We start from the raw sequence: 16790 nt of genomic DNA on the forward strand, positions 1-16790 counted from the left end.
TTCCTCCGAGGTGGTGGCTGAAGTGAATGCGCTTCGCCAACAGATCGAAGACGCCAACCACCGTTACTACGTAGAGAACCAAGCCGCGATTCCCGATGTCGAGTACGACCGGATGATGCGCCGGCTGCAAACCCTCGAGCGGGAGCATCCCGAATGCGCCAGCGCCGATTCACCGACCCAGCGGGTCGGCGCCAAGATCGCCGAAGGCTTCCCCCCGGTCGAGCACAGCGTACCGATGCTCTCGTTGGACAACGCTTTCGACGACGATGAGCTGCGCGCCTTCGTCAAGCGTGCCGCCGAGCGCCTCGAGCGCGATGCCGAGGGATTGTCCTTCTGCTGCGAGCCCAAGCTCGATGGCCTCGCTGTCTCACTGGTCTATCGCGATGGCCGGCTGGTCCAGGGCGCGACCCGAGGCGATGGGCGGGTCGGCGAGGGGATCACCAGCAACCTGCGCACGCTGCGCTCGATTCCATTGCGCCTGCGCGGAAGCGACCATCCATCGCTGCTCGAGGTGCGCGGCGAGGTCTACATGAGCCGCTCGGGCTTCGAGCGGTTCAACGAAAGCGCACGCGAAGAGGGCGGCAAGGTATTCGCCAATCCGCGCAACGCCGCCGCCGGCAGCCTGCGCCAGCTCGATCCCCAGATCGCCGCGGCGCGGCCGCTTGAGTTCTGCGCCTATCAGGTCGCCCAGCTCGAGGGGGTCGAATGGGAGGAGACCCACTCGCAGATGATGGCGCGGCTGCGCGAGTGGGGTTTTCGCACCAGCCCCGAGCTCGCCGTGGTCGAGGGGGCCGAGGGCATCGTCGCATTCTGCCGAGGCCTCGGTGAGCGGCGCGAGCGGCTCGACTACGACATCGACGGCGCAGTGCTCAAGATCGATTCGCTGCGCGACCAGCGCGAGCTTGGTTTCGTCTCCCGCGCGCCGCGCTGGGCGATCGCTTTCAAGTATCCCGCCCAGGAGCAAATCACCCAGCTCAAGGCGGTGGAGTTCCAGGTCGGGCGGGTCGGCACGCTCACGCCGGTGGCCAAGCTCGAGCCGGTGCAGGTCGCCGGGGTCACCGTCTCCAATGCGACGCTGCACAACATGGACGAGGTCGAGCGTCTCGGCGTGCGGGTCGGCGACTATGTGATCGTTCGCCGAGCGGGCGATGTGATTCCCCAGGTCGTCCAAGTAGTGATCGATCGGCGCCCGGCGCGGACCGAAGAGATCCTGATGCCTGAGCACTGCCCGATATGCGGTGCCGAGGTCGAGAGACTCGAAGGCGAGGTCGCCGCGCGCTGCTCCGGTGGGCTGTTCTGTCCCGCCCAGCGCAAGGAGGCGTTGAAGCATTTCGCCAGCCGTAGGGCGATGGATATCGATGGTCTCGGCGAGAAGCTGATCGACCAGCTGGTCGAGCGCGGCCTGGTCGAGACCCCGGCGGACCTGTTCAGGCTCGAAGCCCCGACCCTCGCCGAGCTGCCCCGCATGGCCGAGAAGTCCGCCGCCAATCTTATCCAGGCGCTCGAGCGCGCCCGGCACACCACCCTTGCCCGTTTCATCTATGCGCTCGGGATCCGCGAGGTCGGCGAAACCACCGCCGCGACCCTGGCTCGCCATTTCGGCACGCTCAAGGCGCTGATGGCGGCGGACGCCGAGACGCTGGTGCTGGCGCCGGACGTTGGCCCGGTGGTCGCCGAGCACGTGGAGACCTTCTTCGCCCAGGCCCATAACCGCGAGACCATCGATGCCTTGATCTCCGCCGGAGTGACGTGGGAGGAGGTCGAGATCGAGGCGCGTCCTCGTCCGCTCGAAGGCCAGACCTGGGTACTCACCGGGTCGCTCGAGGAGATGAGCCGTGACCAGGCGCGCGACCGGCTGATCGAGCTGGGCGCCAAGGTCAGCGGCAGCGTATCGAAGAAGACCCGCTGCGTGGTCGCCGGACCCGGCGCGGGTAGCAAGCTCGCCAAGGCCGAGGAGCTCGGCGTCGAGGTGATCGATGAGCAGGCCTTCCTCGCTCGTCTGGTCGAGTTCGAAAGCGGCGCAGGGGGTGACGCATGAACGGCTTCGAGGATCGCTTCATCACCGTACCGGCGACGATGCTGCCGGAAGAGCTGCGTCGCGCGCTGCTCGGCGAGTTCGCCACGCGCCAGGGTTACGACAGCGCGGACACCGGCGAGGGCGAGCGCGGATGGGTCGACGAGCTGGAAGCGCAGCTGTCGAGGGGAGAGCTTTTGATCATCCACGATCTGCTCACCGAGACCACCGAAGTGATGACCCCCGAGCAGCGTAGGCGTTTCATCCGCCGCTTCGACGAGCTGGACGATGACCAGCCAGGCTGAACGGGAAAGACGCGCCACCAGGCTGAGTCGCAGCGGGCGCGGCGGGGTGCTGGTGGCGCCGAGGCGGCGCCCGCGCATCTCTCTGGCGCTGCAGGTCTGGCTGCTGGTGCTGAGCATGATCGCCGCCGCCCTGGGGCTCGCCTATGTGCTGTTCGATCGGCAGATGGAGGTCAGCGCCCGTATCCTCCAGGAGCACCGGCTGCTCAACCTCGCTGAGCTGATCGCCGATCGTGAATCCTCCCGCGGGGCGCTCGAAGCCTCTCCCGGAAGTCCCGAGCGCGCCGCGTTCGCCACCCAGATCCAGCGCTGGCGCGAGCGGCTCGGCGTCGACTACATCGTGGTGATGGATCTCCAGGGGCTGCGCCTTTCGCATCCCGATCCTTCACGGATCGGTGGGCGCTACGATGGCGGTGACGAAGGGCCTGCGCTGCGCGGCGAGCACTATGTCTCGCGCGCGGCGGGCAGCATCGGCGAGGCGATACGTGGCTATGCCCCGGTGCGCGACAGCGATGGCGTGCAGCTCGGTGCGGTCGCGGTCGGGATCACGCTCAGCCGCATTGCGCTGCTCGACAGCGCCAGCCGCAGTACGGTGCTGTTCGGCCTGGCGTTCATCGTAGCGCTCGGCTCGCTTGGCGCGTTCACCTTGGCCTGGTCGATCCGGCGGCGGCTGATGGGGATGGAGCCCGAGCAGATCGCACGGCTGGTCAACGAACGCCACGCGATGCTCGATTCGCTGCGCGAAGGCGTGATCGCCACCGACGATGCCAGCCGGGTCGTCTTGATCAACCCTTCGGGGCGGCGGATGCTGCTCGACGCAGGCCTCCTTGCGATGGAACCCGGGCACAGTGCGACCCCTTTGTTCGGCACCGAGGTCGCCCAGCGCGTGCTGGCCCAGGGCGAGGAGGTGGTCGATCTCGGCGTGCGCTGCGGTGACGGCGTGTTCATCGCCAGCTACCGGCCGATTCGGCTCAAGGGGCGGGTGATCGGGGCGATCATGACCTTCCGCGAGCGTGGCGAAGTGCAGCGTCATGCCGAGGAGCTCACCGGCGTGCGCCGCTACGCCGAAGCGCTGCGTGCCAATACCCACGAGTTCAAGAACCGTCTCCACGTGATCCAGGGCCTGGTCCAGCTTGGCGACATCTCCCGGCTGCGCCTTTATCTACGCGAGCTGATCGAGCATGGCGCGATCACCCCCGGCGCTACCTTTGAACGCCTGCGCGAACCGATCCTCGCTGCCTTTTTGCTCGGCAAGCGCAGCGAGGCGACCGAGCGAGGCGTGGCCCTGAACATCAGCGTGGAGAACGAGATTCCCCCCGCGCTCGAGCACGACCAGGCCCATTCGCTGGTGACCATCATCGGTAATCTGGTCGAAAATGCCCTCGAGGCAGTGGCGCAGCGTTCCCAACCCGAAGTGCTACTGTTGCTCGAATACGATGAGGTCACCCAGTCGCTTTCGCTGCACGTGCAGGACAACGGACCCGGTATTGCGCCGGCCCTGCGCGAGCGGATCTTCGATCACGGCTTCTCCAGCAAGGGTGAGGGGCGCGGCGTGGGGCTCTACCTGGTGCGTGAGTACGTCGAACTCGCCGAAGGCACGCTCTCGCTCTACTCCGAGCCCGAACGCGGGACCCTGATAGAAGTCACCTATCCCTACGCTGCGACTAGGGACGTCAGCGCGCCCTAGTGCCTTTTGAGCGCTATCAGCCTGGAGCTTTCGATGTTTGCCAGCCAGCCCGCGCAAGTGATGATCGTCGAGGACGATCCCATGGTGATGAAGCTCAATGTCGAGTATCTCGCCCGTATCGAAGGGGCGGCGCTCGCCGCCCAGGCAGTCGATGTCGCCAGTGCCCAGCGACTGCTCGAGGAGAACGAAGAGATAGATATCGTGCTGCTCGACGTCTACCTCGGCGGCCAGAGCGGCCTGACCCTGGCCCGCTGGCTCGGCCAGCGCCAGCGCGACGTCGATGTGATCCTGATCACCGCCGCCTCCGAGGCCGAAGCGGTACGCAGCGCACGGCGCCTGCGGGTGAGCGACTATCTGGTCAAGCCGTTCGAGTTCGAGCGTTTTCGCCAGGCGCTGAGCGATTGCATCCGACAGCGCGCGGTGCTGGCGCGGGTCGATGACCAGGTCGATCAACGCACCCTCGACGGCCTGTTTCGTCTCCAGCCCAGCGGCAGCGGGCGCCACGGCGACCTGCCCAAGGGATTGACCAGCCACAGCCTGGCCCAGGTCGCGGAAGCGGTACTGCAGTTCGCCGATGCTCCCTTCACCACCGAAGCGCTCGCCGAAGGAACCGGGATGTCCCGGGTCTCGGTGCGCAAGTACCTCAAGTATCTGATCGAACTGCAGGCGATCAGCGAATCTTTCGCCTATGGCCAGATCGGCCGGCCTTCGTTCACCTACCAGTCGCTCGATCGCAGGCTCTTGGAGCGCTGCGCCGGGCGTTGAGCCCGCCGCTCGACGCCGACGTATTGGTGTCCAAATGGAAACACTGAGATTCCGAATATCCTGTATTAATTCTTAATGAGCGAACTATAATTCCATTCATCCAATCGGTTAGCCCGATTGGGCATTGGATCGAAGGCTGCGAGAGAGTCTTCCAGGTGAACCCTGTTGATCGAGTGCTTCAAGGTGTATGTGCGTAAGGCCCCCTGGGCCTGCTTTTTTTTCGTCCTAGATTCCTTCACATCGCCTCGAACCGATATCCGTCGCTGCGGGTTTTAGTCAGGCGAGGCTCCGTCGAGCTAGCCCTGGGAGCGGATCAGCCCGGCGATGATCCGCCGCCCCGGGTCGAGGTGATCGGCCAGGGCGAGCTCCATCGGCGCGGGTTCGCCGCTGATCCTGGAGGCGATCAGCTCGGCGGCGAGCGGGGCGCTGACCATACCGCGCGAGCCGTGGGCGGTGCTGACCCAGAGGCCCGGGTGGCGTCTTCCTTCCACGCCGGGCACGCGCCGTGCGTCCTTGCCCAGCGCGGCATAGGCGCCGAGCCACTGCTCGAGCGCCGGTGCCGCCCCGACGAACGGAGACTTGTCCGGGCTCGCGGTGCGAATACCGACCCGGGCGCCGGCGCTGAGCGGCTCGACTCCCTGCGCCTCGAGCGAGGCGACCAGCGCGGGCAGCGCGCGGGAGAATTCGAGCAGATTGCTGCGGGTCTCCTCTTCACGCGGGGCGAGCTCGGTATCACCGACCTTGAAGCTGGCACCGAACAGCTGCACTCCCCGATACGCTGGCGGCGCATAGCCGCCGGCGCAGACCACGCAGCCGAGCCTTGGCGCATGTTCCCCTACCTCGAGCTCGCTGACCTGGCCCCGCACCGGAGTGAGCGGCAGGTGCGCGAGCTGGGCGAAGCGCTTGGCATTGCGGGCGCAGCAAATGACTACCTGATCGACTTCCAGCGTGGCCTGGTCATCGAGGGCAAGGCGCCAGCCGTGGTCGATTCGGCTCAGCGCTGTCACTTCGCGCAGGCTTAGGGTGATCTGTGGATGGCTGGTCAGCCGCTGGCACAGAGCGTGCGGGTCGAGCCAGCCTCCCTGCGGATAGTAAAGCGCATGCAATGCATGGCTGAGATCGGTGTTGGCGAGCTGCCCGGCGCGGGCGGCATCGACGCCTTCTACCACGGTGGTGGGCAGTGAATGGGTATCGAGGAAGCGTCGCTGGCGCTCGGCCGCCTTGGGCGTCAGCGCCAGATCGAGCGTACCGCAGTCGGACCAAGCCGAGCGCGCGGGGTCGAGCCGCGCCAGCAGCCGATGCAGGTGGAGGAGGGCGGCGAGATAGAACCGGCTTTGCAGGTTGGTCGCCACCGCCAGCTTGACGTAGAGCGCTGCCTGGCGATTGCCCGAGGCGGCGTGCGCGACCCCGAGTGGGTCGATCAGGCTGACCCGATGGCCGCGGCGGGCCAGCGAATGGGCGACGCTGGCACCGGCGATACCGGCGCCGACCACCGCGATGCGCTGCGCGGCCCGCGCGGGCTCGCTTGGCGCTGCGTACCAGGGCGTCGCCACGCGGCGCCGGTCGGGGAGTGCTGCGACCAGCCGCCCGCGCAGCATTTCGCGCTTGCGCCCGAAACCCGGCACCTTCTCGCAGCTGAACCCGACGCCGGCCAGTCCGCGCTTGACCACGCCCGCGCAGGTGAAGGTCGCGAAGCTGGCGCCGGGATGGCTGAGCCGTGAGATCGCGGCGAACAGCGCCTCGCTCCACATTCGCGGGTTCTTCGACGGGGCGAATCCATCGAGGAACCAGGCATCGACCCGGCCATCGAGCTGGCCCAGCCGCTCTTCTGCTTCGCCGAAATGAAGATCGAGGGTGCAACGCTCGTCGAGTTCGAGGCGGTGGACGCCGAGCAGCGCTTGGGGCCACTGCTCGATCAATCGTCTCGCCTTGTCGGCGAACTCCGGCCAGGCGCCGAGCGCGCGAGCGAGATCCGCAGCCGAGAAGGGGTAGCGCTCCACCGAGACGAAGTGCAGCCGCGCCGAGGCCGGTGCGTGGCGCTCGAACGCGGCCCAGGCGCACAGCAGGTTGAGGCCCGAGCCGAAGCCGGTCTCCGCGATCACGAACGGACGGAACTGGTCCCAGGCGGCGAAACGCTGGGGCAGCAGGTTGTTGTCGATGAACACGTGCTCGGTCTCGCGCCGGCCATCCTCGCGAGAGAAGTAGACGTCGTCGAACTCGAGCGCTTCGGGGGCGTCGTTGCGCCAGCGCAGCCGGGCTTGCTCGAGTCCGGTAAGGGGGGCGATTGGAGCGGTGTGGTGCGTAGACATGTCGAGGCATTCTTGGCGGGCGCGAAGGGGCGCCATTATGCGATGCCCGGCCGATCGATTTGAAGGCGGCGTGTGCCGGCGCTGCGCGGGATATCTTCTGCATGATCGGGCCTGCGATCAGGGTCCGAGTCTAAGTGCTCAAAAAATGGACAGTTTTTTCGCCGCGCCGTGCGCTATGAGGCGGCGAAGGTTATCCCGGTCGGGTTTCACAAGGTTATCCACAGAAGCTGTGCATTAACTCGCACTGACACGTGGATAAAAAAAGCACCGCGATGGCGGCGCTCGTTCACGGCCTGCCTCGCTCCAGGCGGGAGCAAGGCAGGGCTTCAGGGCAGGGTGCGGTTGAACGGCTTCACCGTCACCCGGGCGTAGACACCGGCATCCATGTAGGGATCCTCGGCCGCCCACTGCTGTGCCTGCGCCAATGATGCGAACTCGGCGACCACCAGGCTACCGGTGAAGCCGGCGGCGCCGGGGTCGGGGCTGTCGACCGCGGGGTGGGGACCTGCGAGGACCAGGCGGCCTTCATCGCGCAGCTGCTCGAGCCGGGCGAGGTGGGCGGGGCGAGCGGCGCGGCGTTTCTCGAGGCTTTCCTCGACGTCCTGACTGATGATCGCGTAGAGCATCACGGGTTTCCTTTCGTCGGTGGGTGATCATCGCCATGCGCGGCATGGCGTGCCATGTAGAGGCCTTGGCCGATGACGAACAAGAAGGTCAGGCCAAGCATGCCGAAGAGCTTGAAGTTGACCCAGGTCTCCTCGCTGTAATAGGTGAAGACGAACACATTCAGCGCGCCGAGGGCGACGAAGAAGCCGACCCAAGCGAGATTGAGCCGCGACCAGACCTGGGCCGGCAGGCTCACGCTCTTCTCCATCATTCGCTGGACCAGGGTCTTGCCGGCGCCGTTGCCCCGGCCCCACAGCGGCGAGAGCAGGAAGGCCACGGCGAACAGCCAGTTGACCACCGTAGGCTTCCACTTGATGAACTCGCCGGCCTGGAGCATCACGGTGGCACCGCCCAGCACCACGACCAGCGCCAGCGTCACCAGGTGCATCTTCTCGACCTTGCGGTGGCGCCACCAGGTGTAGAGCACTTGCAAAAGCGTTGCGGGGATCAGTACCGCCGTGGCGAGGACCAGATCCTTGGTCAGGTGGTAGACCACGAAGAACACCAGGATCGGCAGGAAATCGACCAGCATTTTCATTGCGTGCATTTCTCCACGGGCACGGGGCGCTCGGCTGCCGTGCGGGTGTCGTTGTTTGCGAAGCGGTTTGACCGCGCATCGATCGGACCGTCACTATACCCTTTCGAGCCGCACCTTCGGACCCGTATCGGGCAAAACTCCCGTCGAACTCGCTCGCCTGGCTTTTGATCGCCGGGCCCGAGAGGCGGATCAGGTGCGGCGCCAAGACTTGGGTGCCTGCCGTTGGCGGGTGTTCCCTTTCCAATCGATCGCAGATGACCCCTACCCAGTCGTTACCCCTCGCGGCGCTGCCGGAACGTTTCCAGCCCGAACTCAGCGGCATCGATCTGCACATGCACTCCATCGCCTCCGATGGGGCGCTTGCACCTGCCCAACTGATGAAGCTCTGCGCCGACAAGGCGGTGGGCTGGGTCGCGCTCACCGATCACGACACCCTCGACGGCGTTGCCGAGGCGCGACAAGCAGCCGAAGCCCACGGCATCGCGCTGCTTTGCGGGGTGGAGCTCTCGACCCAGTGGTCCGGCGTCGGTATCCACGTGGTCGCCCTGCTGCCGGGCGGTGAAGCGCAGGCGCTCGCCGAGGGCTCGCCGATGGCCGAGGCGCTCCGGCTGCTCGAGCGCGCGCGCTGCGAGCGCGCCGAGCGCATCGCCGCCAAGCTCGAGAAGCTCGGCCTCGAAGACGCTTTGGCGCGGGCCCAGCGCCATGCCGGCGGCCGCGCGGCGGTGGGGCGCCCGCATTTCGCCCGTGCGATGGTCGAAGCCGGGCTGGTCGCCGACCAGGCCCAGGCGTTCAAGCGCTTCCTCGGCGCCGGTAAAATTGGCGACATCAAGACGCTGTGGCCGGAGCTCGAGCAGGTGGTGGGGTGGATTCGCCAGGCCGCAGGCGTCGCCGTGCTCGCGCATCCGCTACGCTATGGGCTGACCCGCCGTCGCCTTGGTCTGCTGCTCGACGCCTTTGGCGCGGCGGGGGGCGAGGCCGCCGAGCTGGTCAGCGGCTATCAGAATCCCGACCGCGGGCGCGACCTTGCGCGGCTGCTCGGCGAGCGGAGCATGTATGCATCGCTCGGCAGCGACTTCCACGCACCGGGCGGGCCTTTGGTCCCGGGGCGCTACAGCCCGCCGCCGAGCAGCGCGGTGGTGCCGGTCTGGCGCCACCCGCGGCTGGTCGAATGGTTCGACGAGCGGCGCCCGCGAGGCTCAATCCAGGAGACGAGTGCATGAACCAGTTCCTCCAGATTCACCCGGAGACGCCGCAGAAGCGGCTGATCAGCCAGGCGGTGGACGTCATTCGCCAAGGCGGGGTGATCGCCTATCCCACCGATTCGGGCTATGCGCTCGGCTGCTCGCTGGGCGAGAAGCGTGCGGTGGAGAGCATCAAGCGGCTGCGCGAGCTCGATGACAAGCACAACTTCACCCTGGTCTGCGCCGATTTGTCCGAGATCGGCACCTACGCCAAGGTCGACAACACGGTGTTCCGCCTGCTCAAGGCCCACACTCCTGGCCCCTACACCTTCATCCTCAATGCCACCAACGAGGTCCCGCGCCTCTTGCTTCATCCCAAGCGCCGCTCGATCGGCGTACGCGTGCCGTCGCATCCGATCGCCCGCGCGCTGATCGATGAGTTGGGCATGCCGCTGATGAGCGTGACCCTGATTCCGCCGGGAGAGGAGCTGGCGATGACCGATCCCGAGGAGATCCGTGAGCGCTTCGGTCACCAGCTCGCCCTGGTGATCGACGGTGGCGCCTGTTCGCTGGAGCCGACCACGGTGGTCGACCTGCGCGAGCTGCCGCCGGTCGTGCTGCGCCGGGGCAAAGGGGATCCCACGCCGTTCGAATGAGGCTGAGGCGCGCTAGGCGGCCAGCGCCCGGGCCAGTGCCAGGGCATCGCGGCCGCCGGCGGGGTCGAGGACGCCTGCGTGGCGCTGCAGGCGCTCGGCCAAGCGGTTGGCGCGTTCGGCATGCTCGGTGGCGGTATCCGCCAGCCGCCGCAGCGCGCTGATCGCGAAGGCGAGATCGTCTTGCGGTGCCTGGGCATCGGCGGCGCGGTCGAGGGCGTCGATCGCCGCTTCGAACAGCGCCGGGGCGTGCTCGGGCAGTGCGCCGGCATCCCTCGGCGGATGGGCGAGCGCCGCGGCGCGGCTGGCCTTGCTGGCATTGGATGGACGCAGCGCCACCCGCTCGGCGAGCCGCCCGGCCAGGCGCCAGAGGGCGTCGGGCGTTCCTCGTTTGAGCTCGAGTTCCAACTCGTCGATCGACCTTCGCTGTTCGCCGACCTCGATCGTGCCATGATCCAGCGCCAGTTCGATCAGCGCGCCGTGGTGCTCGATATCGAAGGCGATGCGCTCGAAGTCGGTGATGAATACCGGGCGCAGCCGCTCGAGCAGCGCGCGATCGGCCAGCGCGGCGAGGCTGGGAACCTGGCCTGCGAGCGCTTCGAGCACGTCTAGATCCAGGCGCATCTCGCCGAGCCGCCACTGCCATTCGCCGCGCCGGCTCAGGCCTCCTTCGCCTTGGCCTGCGCTCTTCAGGGTCTGGATCACCGCGTCGCCTTCGCCTTGTCGCAGTCGCAGGGCGACCCGCGCTCGCTCCAGGTCACGCTCGGCGGTGTCGTAGTAGCGGTTGCCGAGCCTCATCGGCCGCGGCACGAGCGCGGCGAGCAGCGGATCCAACAGCAGCGCCTCGCGTCCGCCGGGGGCGAAAACGAGCTTGAGCTCGATCTCCTCATCGGCGCCGCGGGTGTCGTCCTTGCCTGCCATGTTCGGGCTCCTGGGTGATTTTCGGTGACGTGGAAGGGGCCGAGTTTATATACTGGCGCCGCCATTCCCAATCGATAGTGCCGCCAATGGTCACGTCCAACCCTTTCTCTTCTCTGTTCGGCCGCTCGCCCTTCACCGCGCTGCTCGAACACATCAAGCAGACCTCCGCCTGCGCTGACCTGTTGCTGCCGTTCTATGCCGCGACCCTCGCTGGCGACTGGAGCGCCGCCGCCAAGCTGCGCGAGCGGATCAGCGAGCTCGAGAACGCAGCCGACGAGCTCAAGACCCAGGTGCGCCTCAACCTGCCGAATACCCTGTTCCTGCCGGTATCGCGCTCCGATCTGCTCGAGCTGGTCAGCGTCCAGGACAAGGTCGCCAACAAGGTGCGCGATATCGCCGGGATCATGTTCGGACGCCAGATGGTCACGCCCGAACCGATGGTCGTCGGCATGCAGGAGTATCTCGAGACCGCGGTGGCTACCGTTCACCAGGCGCGCAAGGCGCTCTCCGAGCTCGATTCGCTGCTCGAGTCCGGCTTCGGGCGCAACGTTTCCAGCGTGCTCGACGGCCACCTTCGCGAACTGCACGATTACGAGCATCGGGCCGACCAGCAGCAGATCGCGCTGCGACGCCAGCTGTTCGGGCTCGAAGCCGAGCTGCCGCCGGTCGATGTGATGTTCTTCTACCAGATCATCGAAAGCATCGGAAAGCTCTCCGACTGCGCCGAGCGTGTCGGTGGTCGATTGCAGATCCTGATGGCGCGCTAAGCATCCCTTCTCGCCGCTTCCAGCCACTTCGCCACGAAGCGCTCCGTTCCACGCGTGCCTCGGTACGCCCGTAGACCTTCTTGCTCATGACCATGATTGCCGAATACGGCTCGATCCTCGTGATCCTCGCCTGTGTACTGGGGCTGTTCGTCGCCTGGGGCGTTGGCGCCAACGATGTCGCCAACGCGATGGGTACCTCGGTGGGTTCCAAGTCGATCACCCTGCGCCAGGCGATCGTGATCGCCGTGATCTTCGAATTCCTCGGCGCCTGGCTTGCCGGTGGACAGGTCACCGAGACCATCCGCAGTGGCATCGTCGATCCGGCGCTGCTCAATGGCGACACCGACCTCTACGTGATCGGCATGCTCGGCGCGCTGCTCTCCACCGGGATCTGGCTGGTGATCGCCTCGACCCGCGGCTGGCCGGTCTCCACCACCCATACGCTGGTCGGCGCGATCATGGGCTTCGGCGTGGTCGGCGTCGGGATCCATTCGGTCAATTGGGGCCTGCTCAGCGGTATCTTCCTGAGCTGGATCGGCGCTCCGGCGATCGCCGGGGTGAGCGCCTTCTTGTTGTTCAGGTCGGTGCAGTTCCTGATCCTCGAGCGCGACCGCCCGCTCGAGTCGGCGCAGCGCTACGTGCCGATCTACATGTTCCTGGTCGGGTTCATGATCGCGATGGTGGTGGTGTTCAAGGCGCTGAAGAGCGTGCTTGCGCTGGACGCGCTTTCCGGACTCGTGGTTTCGCTGGTGCTCGGCGTGCTGGTGGCGCTGATCGGCAAGCTGGTGCTGTATCGCATGGTGTTCCGCAAGAGCTCCGAGGACCGCTTCGATTTCTCGAGCGTCGAGCGGATCTTCGGCGTGCTGATGATGTTCACCGCCTGCGCGATGGCCTTCGCCCACGGCTCCAACGACGTCTCCAACGCGGTGGGACCGATGGTCGCGATCATCGATATGGTCGCCACCGGCGGCGATATCGCCGCCACCTCCGAGGTGCCCGACTGGGTGCTGGTGCTCGGCGGGGTAGGGATCGTGCTCGGCCTCGTCACCTACGGCCACAAGGTGATCGCCACGGTCGGCTCGGGGATCACCGAGCTCACCCCCAGCCGCGGCTTCGCCGCGACCCTGGCCACCGCCGGCACCGTGGTGCTCGGCTCGGTCAGCGGGCTGCCGCTCTCGACCACCCAGACGCTGATCGGCGCGATCCTCGGCGTCGGGCTCGCCCGCGGCATGGCCGCGCTCAATCTCGGCGTGCTCGGGTCGATCGCGATCTCATGGTTGATCACCCTGCCGGCGGGCGCGGCGATGTCCATCGTGTTCTTCTTCACCTTCAAGGGCATTTTCACCTGAGCGCCGTCGCGGCGCGCTGCTTGCGCGCCGCGTGGCTGTTACTCGATGATCGTGCATTGGCTCGGTCCTCCCAATCGCCATGGAGTTCGCAGTGGACGACACCTTCAAGTTCGCCGAGTGGTTTCGCGGTAGCGCGCCGTACATCGACGCCCATCGCGGTCGTACCTTCGTGGTCCTGGTCGAAGGCGAGGCGCTGCGAGAGGATCACCGCGAGCCGTTGATCCAGGATCTCGCCCTGCTGCATACCCTCGGCGTGCGCGTGGTGATGGTGTTCGGCGTGCGTGCCCAGGCCCATGCGGCGCTGGCCGAGGCGGGTATCGACCCGCGCCGGCTCCAGGGCCGAGAGGTGCTCGACGACGATGCGATGACGGTGATCGAGGCCGAGGCCAACCGGCTGCGGCTGGCGCTGGAGGCGCGCTTCTCGGTGGGATTGCCGAACAGCCCGATGCATGGGCTCGAGATCACCGCGGTGAGCGGCAACCTGGTGATGGCGAAGCCGCTGGGGGTACGCGAGGGGGTCGATTTCTCACGCAGTGGCGAGGTGCGCCGGGTGCGCGCCGACGCCATCCGCAGGCTGCTCGACCAGCGCGCGCTGGTGATCGTGCCGCCGCTCGGTCATTCCAGCACCGGCGAGGTGTTCGATCTCGATGCCGCCGACGTCGCCCGCTGCGTGGCGGTGGAACTCCGGGCCGACAAGCTGATCCTGCTCGGCCAGGCCCATGGGTTGAGCGATGCCCAAGGTGAACTCAAGCGCCAGCTGACCCCGCAGGAGGCCGAGGCGGTGAGCTTCGACCGCCTCGCCCAGCCGGAGCTCGCCCGCCAGCTCGACGCTGCCTGCGCCGCCGCGCGCCAAGGGGTTGCCCGCACTCACCTGCTCTCCTGGCATGATCGCGATGCGCTGCTCGGTGAGCTGTTCACCCGTGATGGGGTGGGCACCATGATTACGCATGAGCGCTACGAACAGCTGCGCCCGGCGCGTCTCGAGGACATCGGCGGAATGCTGGAATTGATGCTTCCGCTGGAGGAGAAGGGCGTGCTGATCCCGCGCTCGCGCGAGCGGCTCGAACAGCAGATCGACGACTACCGGGTGATCGTCCGCGACGGCATGGTGATCGGCTGCATCGCGCTGCATCGCTTCGACGAGGCGCGGATGGGCGAGCTCGCCTGCGCGGTGGTGCACCAGGACTATCGCGGTGGCGAGCGAGGCGACCTGCTGCTGCGCGCGGTCGAGGAGGAGGCGCGCCGGCGCGGCTACCAGGCGCTGTTCGCGCTCACTACCCATACCAGCCACTGGTTCCTCGAGCGCGGTTTTCGCCTCGGCGCGCCGGAGGAGCTGCCCGAGACGCGACGTGTGGTCTATAACGTGGCGCGAAACTCCAAGGTGCTGATCAAAGCCCTGGATTGAACCCCTCGGGGCCACAGGGAGGTCGATGATGAAAGTCGCCCAGAGTGCCGATTCAGCCAAGCAGTCTTCGACTCCGCCGCGCCATCGCGGCCGTTCGCTGTTGCGCCTGGTGCTGCTCGGCTTCGCGGTGGCGATGCTGCCGGTGATGGTGCTGATCTATCAGGCGGGGCAGGCGATCTCGGAGCTCTCGGCGCTGGCCGACTCGAGCGCCCGCCAGGCGGTGGACGATACTCGTCGGGCGAGGGCGTTGATCAACCTGACCTCGGAAATGGAGCGCGCCGCGCGCCAGTACGAAGTACTCGAGGAGTCCCAGCTGCTCGACGTCTATCGCGACCGTATGGCGCGCTTCGAACAGCTGTTCGATCTTCAAGTGGAGCGGCTCGGAAGCCTCGGCCTCGAGAGCCCGCTGCGCGGCATGCTCGCTGAACTGCGGGATTTTCCCGAACTCGAGCGCGATCAGCAGCAGGCGCTGCTCGCTCGCTTCCCGGCCTTCGCCGCCGGTGTCGATGAGCTCGGCATCGTCACCAACAACCTCGTCGATACCCGCCTCGAGGCGATGCGTGAGCGCGCGGGCAGGATCTATTCCGACCTGTGGCTCAAGCTCGCGGTCACCCTGGCGCTGACCTTGGCGGCGATTTTGTTCTTCACCTGGAGGATCATCCGCCCGATCCGCCAGCTCGAGCGGCGGATCCTTTCGCTCGGCAGTCAGCGGCGTGAAAGCGTCGAGGAGATTAAAGGGCCCGCTGAACTGGTCGTCCTCGGTCGCCGGCTCGACTGGCTCGGCGAGCGGCTCGACGAGCTCGAAGCGCAAAAGCGCACCTTCCTGCGCCATATGTCCCACGAGTTGAAGACGCCGCTGGCGGCGATCCGTGAAGGGACGGGACTGCTCGCGGACGGCATAGTCGGCTCGCTGGGCAAGCGCCAGCGCGAGATCGTGCTGCTGATCGATGACAGCAGCGCCGAACTGCAGACGCTGATCGAGCAGCTGCTCGATTACAATCTGGTACAGCACAATCGTACACTTACGGTGACACGTTTTGACGTAGTAACATTGATTCACGAGGTCATCGGCAAGCACCGCCTCGCGTTTGAAAGCAAAGGCCTGAGCCTCGATGTCCCCCGCAAGCCGGTATATTGGCAAGCGGACAGGGTCCGCACCGGTCGGATCATCGACAACCTGATCTCCAACGTGATCGCCTATGGGGCCGACAATGGGTCTCTCTGGGTTCGCGCCTGGAACGACGAGCGCATGCTCTACGTCGAGGTCGCCAACAGCGGCGAGCGGATCAGCGAACAGGACCGCGACCACCTGTTCGAGCCCTTCTACCAGGGGCGGATAAGGCGCAAGGGACCGCTCAAGGGGTCGGGGATCGGCCTCTCGGTCGCGGCGGAAAGCGCCGCCATCCAGCACGGCAGCCTGGTGCTGGTCGACGACGCCGAGGAGGATGTCTGCTTTCGCCTGACCCTGCCGATGGCCGATGCGGGCCAGCATACCCAGCCGATCGAACCCGCCGCGCGCGCCGCCGATGAAGGCATCGCCCAGACCACCAACAGTTCGGGATGAATTCTCCCATGTCCTTCCGCCGTATCCTCCGCGCACCGTTGATCGTGGCTGGCCTGCTTGGGGGCGGATTGCTGCTCGGCGGGTGTCAGACGCTCTCGGGGCCGTCCAATCTCTCCCACTGCGCGCTGTCGAGCGTGCCGACACTGGTCGAGGACCAGTGCCTGGTGCACCACTGGATAGCCTTCGCCGACCAGTCGCAGGAAGCCAGCGAAGCCTGGCGCTCGACGATCGCCCAGCGGCTGGCGAGCTCCACCAGCCGTGACCGCCTGGTGCGCGCAGTCGCCTTCACCTGGTCGAGCGATCCCTCGCGGCTCACCGAGGCGCGCAGGCTCTATGCCGAAGCGCTGGAGCAGGCGCCGCAGTCGCTGCGCCCGCTGCTGCAGCTGTGGCAGGACGACCTGGGCGAGCGCCTGGCGGCGGCCAATGCATCCGACAGCGGTCGCGCGCCGGCACCGGCCTCGCCCGCCGCCAGTGCCACTGGCCCGGGAGTGGACCAGGCCGCGGCGCGCATCGCAGCGCTCGAGCAGGAGAACGCCGAGCTCAGGCGCAAGCTCGATGCCCTGGCCAACATCGAGGCGATGATGAATCGCCGCTACGGCGAGTAGACCGGCGCCCGTTCGAGCGATCGAAGCTACGTTAGCCCCCCGCCCGGGAGACCGGGCGGGGGGC

15 protein-coding genes are annotated in these 16790 nt (G+C 66.9%); 11 read left to right on the forward strand and 4 right to left on the reverse strand.

The features are described from left to right. Positions 1-22: 22 nt before the first annotated feature. The 4 genes from ligA to Q376_RS0112865 are packed head-to-tail and all read left to right on the forward strand — an operon-like array spanning position 23 to position 4768. Positions 23-2038 (forward strand): NAD-dependent DNA ligase LigA, encoded by a 2016-nt coding sequence (gene ligA, locus Q376_RS0112850; protein ID WP_245598950.1) that lies wholly within the window; start codon positions 23-25, stop codon positions 2036-2038. Then, positions 2035-2319, forward strand: a complete 285-nt coding sequence (locus Q376_RS0112855) for a YheU family protein (protein WP_027350641.1) — start codon at positions 2035-2037, stop codon at positions 2317-2319. Before ligA ends, Q376_RS0112855 begins: the two co-directional genes overlap by 4 nt. Beyond that, positions 2303-4003 carry an ATP-binding protein gene (locus tag Q376_RS0112860; RefSeq protein WP_052365234.1) on the forward strand — a complete coding sequence of 567 codons (1701 nt, stop codon included), beginning with the start codon at positions 2303-2305 and terminating at the stop codon, positions 4001-4003. The genes Q376_RS0112855 and Q376_RS0112860 overlap by 17 nt, the downstream gene beginning before the upstream one ends. 33 nt (positions 4004-4036) lie before the next feature. Continuing rightward, entirely contained in the window at positions 4037-4768 is a 732-nt protein-coding gene (locus Q376_RS0112865; protein ID WP_027350643.1) for a response regulator, read from the forward strand. Between the two features lie 296 nt (positions 4769-5064). Here the strand turns inward: Q376_RS0112865 and mnmC are convergent, their stop codons facing one another. From mnmC to Q376_RS0112880, 3 genes are all read right to left on the reverse strand, one after another. After that, positions 5065-7077: a bifunctional tRNA (5-methylaminomethyl-2-thiouridine)(34)-methyltransferase MnmC2/FAD-dependent 5-carboxymethylaminomethyl-2-thiouridine(34) oxidoreductase MnmC1 gene (mnmC, locus tag Q376_RS0112870; protein WP_027350644.1), complete on the reverse strand. Its 2013-nt coding sequence runs from the start codon at positions 7075-7077 to the stop codon at positions 5065-5067. Positions 7078-7403: 326 nt separating this feature from the next. Further along, positions 7404-7703, reverse strand: a complete 300-nt coding sequence (locus tag Q376_RS0112875; RefSeq protein ID WP_027350645.1) for a YciI family protein — start codon at positions 7701-7703, stop codon at positions 7404-7406. Beyond that, on the reverse strand, positions 7703-8281 hold the full coding sequence (locus Q376_RS0112880) for a septation protein A (protein WP_027350646.1): 579 nt from the start codon (positions 8279-8281) through the stop codon (positions 7703-7705). Before Q376_RS0112880 ends, Q376_RS0112875 begins: the two co-directional genes overlap by 1 nt. Positions 8282-8535: 254 nt before the next feature. Here Q376_RS0112880 and Q376_RS22620 point away from each other — a divergent pair, with 254 nt between their 5' ends. Both Q376_RS22620 and Q376_RS0112890 read left to right on the forward strand, forming a co-directional pair. Further along, a complete protein-coding gene (locus tag Q376_RS22620) occupies positions 8536-9501 on the forward strand; it encodes a PHP domain-containing protein (protein WP_052365236.1) in 966 nt (321 codons plus the stop codon). After that, the gene (locus tag Q376_RS0112890; protein ID WP_027350647.1) at positions 9498-10118 is read left to right on the forward strand and encodes an L-threonylcarbamoyladenylate synthase; all 621 of its coding nucleotides are present in this window, start codon (positions 9498-9500) and stop codon (positions 10116-10118) included. The genes Q376_RS22620 and Q376_RS0112890 overlap by 4 nt, the downstream gene beginning before the upstream one ends. 12 nt (positions 10119-10130) lie before the next feature. Here the strand turns inward: Q376_RS0112890 and Q376_RS0112895 are convergent, their stop codons facing one another. Then, positions 10131-11036, reverse strand: a complete 906-nt coding sequence (locus Q376_RS0112895) for a CYTH domain-containing protein (RefSeq protein ID WP_052365239.1) — start codon at positions 11034-11036, stop codon at positions 10131-10133. An 86-nt stretch (positions 11037-11122) separates the two neighbouring features. Here Q376_RS0112895 and Q376_RS0112900 point away from each other — a divergent pair, with 86 nt between their 5' ends. The 5 genes from Q376_RS0112900 to Q376_RS0112920 all read left to right on the forward strand — a co-directional run bounded on the left by Q376_RS0112900 (position 11123) and on the right by Q376_RS0112920 (position 16726). Further along, a complete protein-coding gene (locus tag Q376_RS0112900) occupies positions 11123-11803 on the forward strand; it encodes a TIGR00153 family protein (RefSeq protein WP_027350649.1) in 681 nt (226 codons plus the stop codon). An 86-nt stretch (positions 11804-11889) separates the two neighbouring features. Further along, positions 11890-13152: an inorganic phosphate transporter gene (locus Q376_RS0112905; protein ID WP_027350650.1), complete on the forward strand. Its 1263-nt coding sequence runs from the start codon at positions 11890-11892 to the stop codon at positions 13150-13152. A 91-nt stretch (positions 13153-13243) separates the two neighbouring features. Continuing rightward, on the forward strand, positions 13244-14557 hold the full coding sequence (gene argA, locus Q376_RS0112910) for an amino-acid N-acetyltransferase (RefSeq protein ID WP_027350651.1): 1314 nt from the start codon (positions 13244-13246) through the stop codon (positions 14555-14557). A 28-nt stretch (positions 14558-14585) separates the two neighbouring features. After that, positions 14586-16121, forward strand: coding sequence for a sensor histidine kinase (locus Q376_RS22625; protein ID WP_052365240.1), 1536 nt, complete (start codon positions 14586-14588; stop codon positions 16119-16121). An 8-nt stretch (positions 16122-16129) separates the two neighbouring features. After that, entirely contained in the window at positions 16130-16726 is a 597-nt protein-coding gene (locus Q376_RS0112920; protein WP_027350652.1) for a hypothetical protein, read from the forward strand. Positions 16727-16790: the final 64 nt, after the last annotated feature.

The organism is Halotalea alkalilenta DSM 17697, assembly GCF_000621205.1.
In the GTDB taxonomy this organism is placed as follows: Bacteria; Pseudomonadota; Gammaproteobacteria; order Pseudomonadales; family Halomonadaceae; genus Halotalea; species Halotalea alkalilenta.

Excerpts from the sequence above, each read along its gene's own strand:
- Q376_RS0112865 (WP_027350643.1), top strand. The coding sequence starts at position 4,037 with ATGTTTGCCAGCCAGCCCGCGCAAGTGATGATCGTCGAGGACGATCCC.
- Q376_RS0112920 (WP_027350652.1), top strand. The coding sequence starts at position 16,130 with ATGTCCTTCCGCCGTATCCTCCGCGCACCGTTGATCGTGGCTGGCCTG.
- Q376_RS0112895 (WP_052365239.1), bottom strand. The coding sequence starts at position 11,036 with ATGGCAGGCAAGGACGACACCCGCGGCGCCGATGAGGAGATCGAGCTC.
- Q376_RS22620 (WP_052365236.1), top strand. The coding sequence starts at position 8,536 with ATGACCCCTACCCAGTCGTTACCCCTCGCGGCGCTGCCGGAACGTTTC.
- Q376_RS0112890 (WP_027350647.1), top strand. The coding sequence starts at position 9,498 with ATGAACCAGTTCCTCCAGATTCACCCGGAGACGCCGCAGAAGCGGCTG.
- Q376_RS22625 (WP_052365240.1), top strand. The coding sequence starts at position 14,586 with ATGAAAGTCGCCCAGAGTGCCGATTCAGCCAAGCAGTCTTCGACTCCG.
- Q376_RS0112880 (WP_027350646.1), bottom strand. The coding sequence starts at position 8,281 with ATGAAAATGCTGGTCGATTTCCTGCCGATCCTGGTGTTCTTCGTGGTC.
- Q376_RS0112875 (WP_027350645.1), bottom strand. The coding sequence starts at position 7,703 with ATGCTCTACGCGATCATCAGTCAGGACGTCGAGGAAAGCCTCGAGAAA.
- Q376_RS0112900 (WP_027350649.1), top strand. The coding sequence starts at position 11,123 with ATGGTCACGTCCAACCCTTTCTCTTCTCTGTTCGGCCGCTCGCCCTTC.
- Q376_RS0112905 (WP_027350650.1), top strand. The coding sequence starts at position 11,890 with ATGACCATGATTGCCGAATACGGCTCGATCCTCGTGATCCTCGCCTGT.
- mnmC (WP_027350644.1), bottom strand. The coding sequence starts at position 7,077 with ATGTCTACGCACCACACCGCTCCAATCGCCCCCCTTACCGGACTCGAG.
- Q376_RS0112860 (WP_052365234.1), top strand. The coding sequence starts at position 2,303 with ATGACCAGCCAGGCTGAACGGGAAAGACGCGCCACCAGGCTGAGTCGC.
- Q376_RS0112855 (WP_027350641.1), top strand. The coding sequence starts at position 2,035 with ATGAACGGCTTCGAGGATCGCTTCATCACCGTACCGGCGACGATGCTG.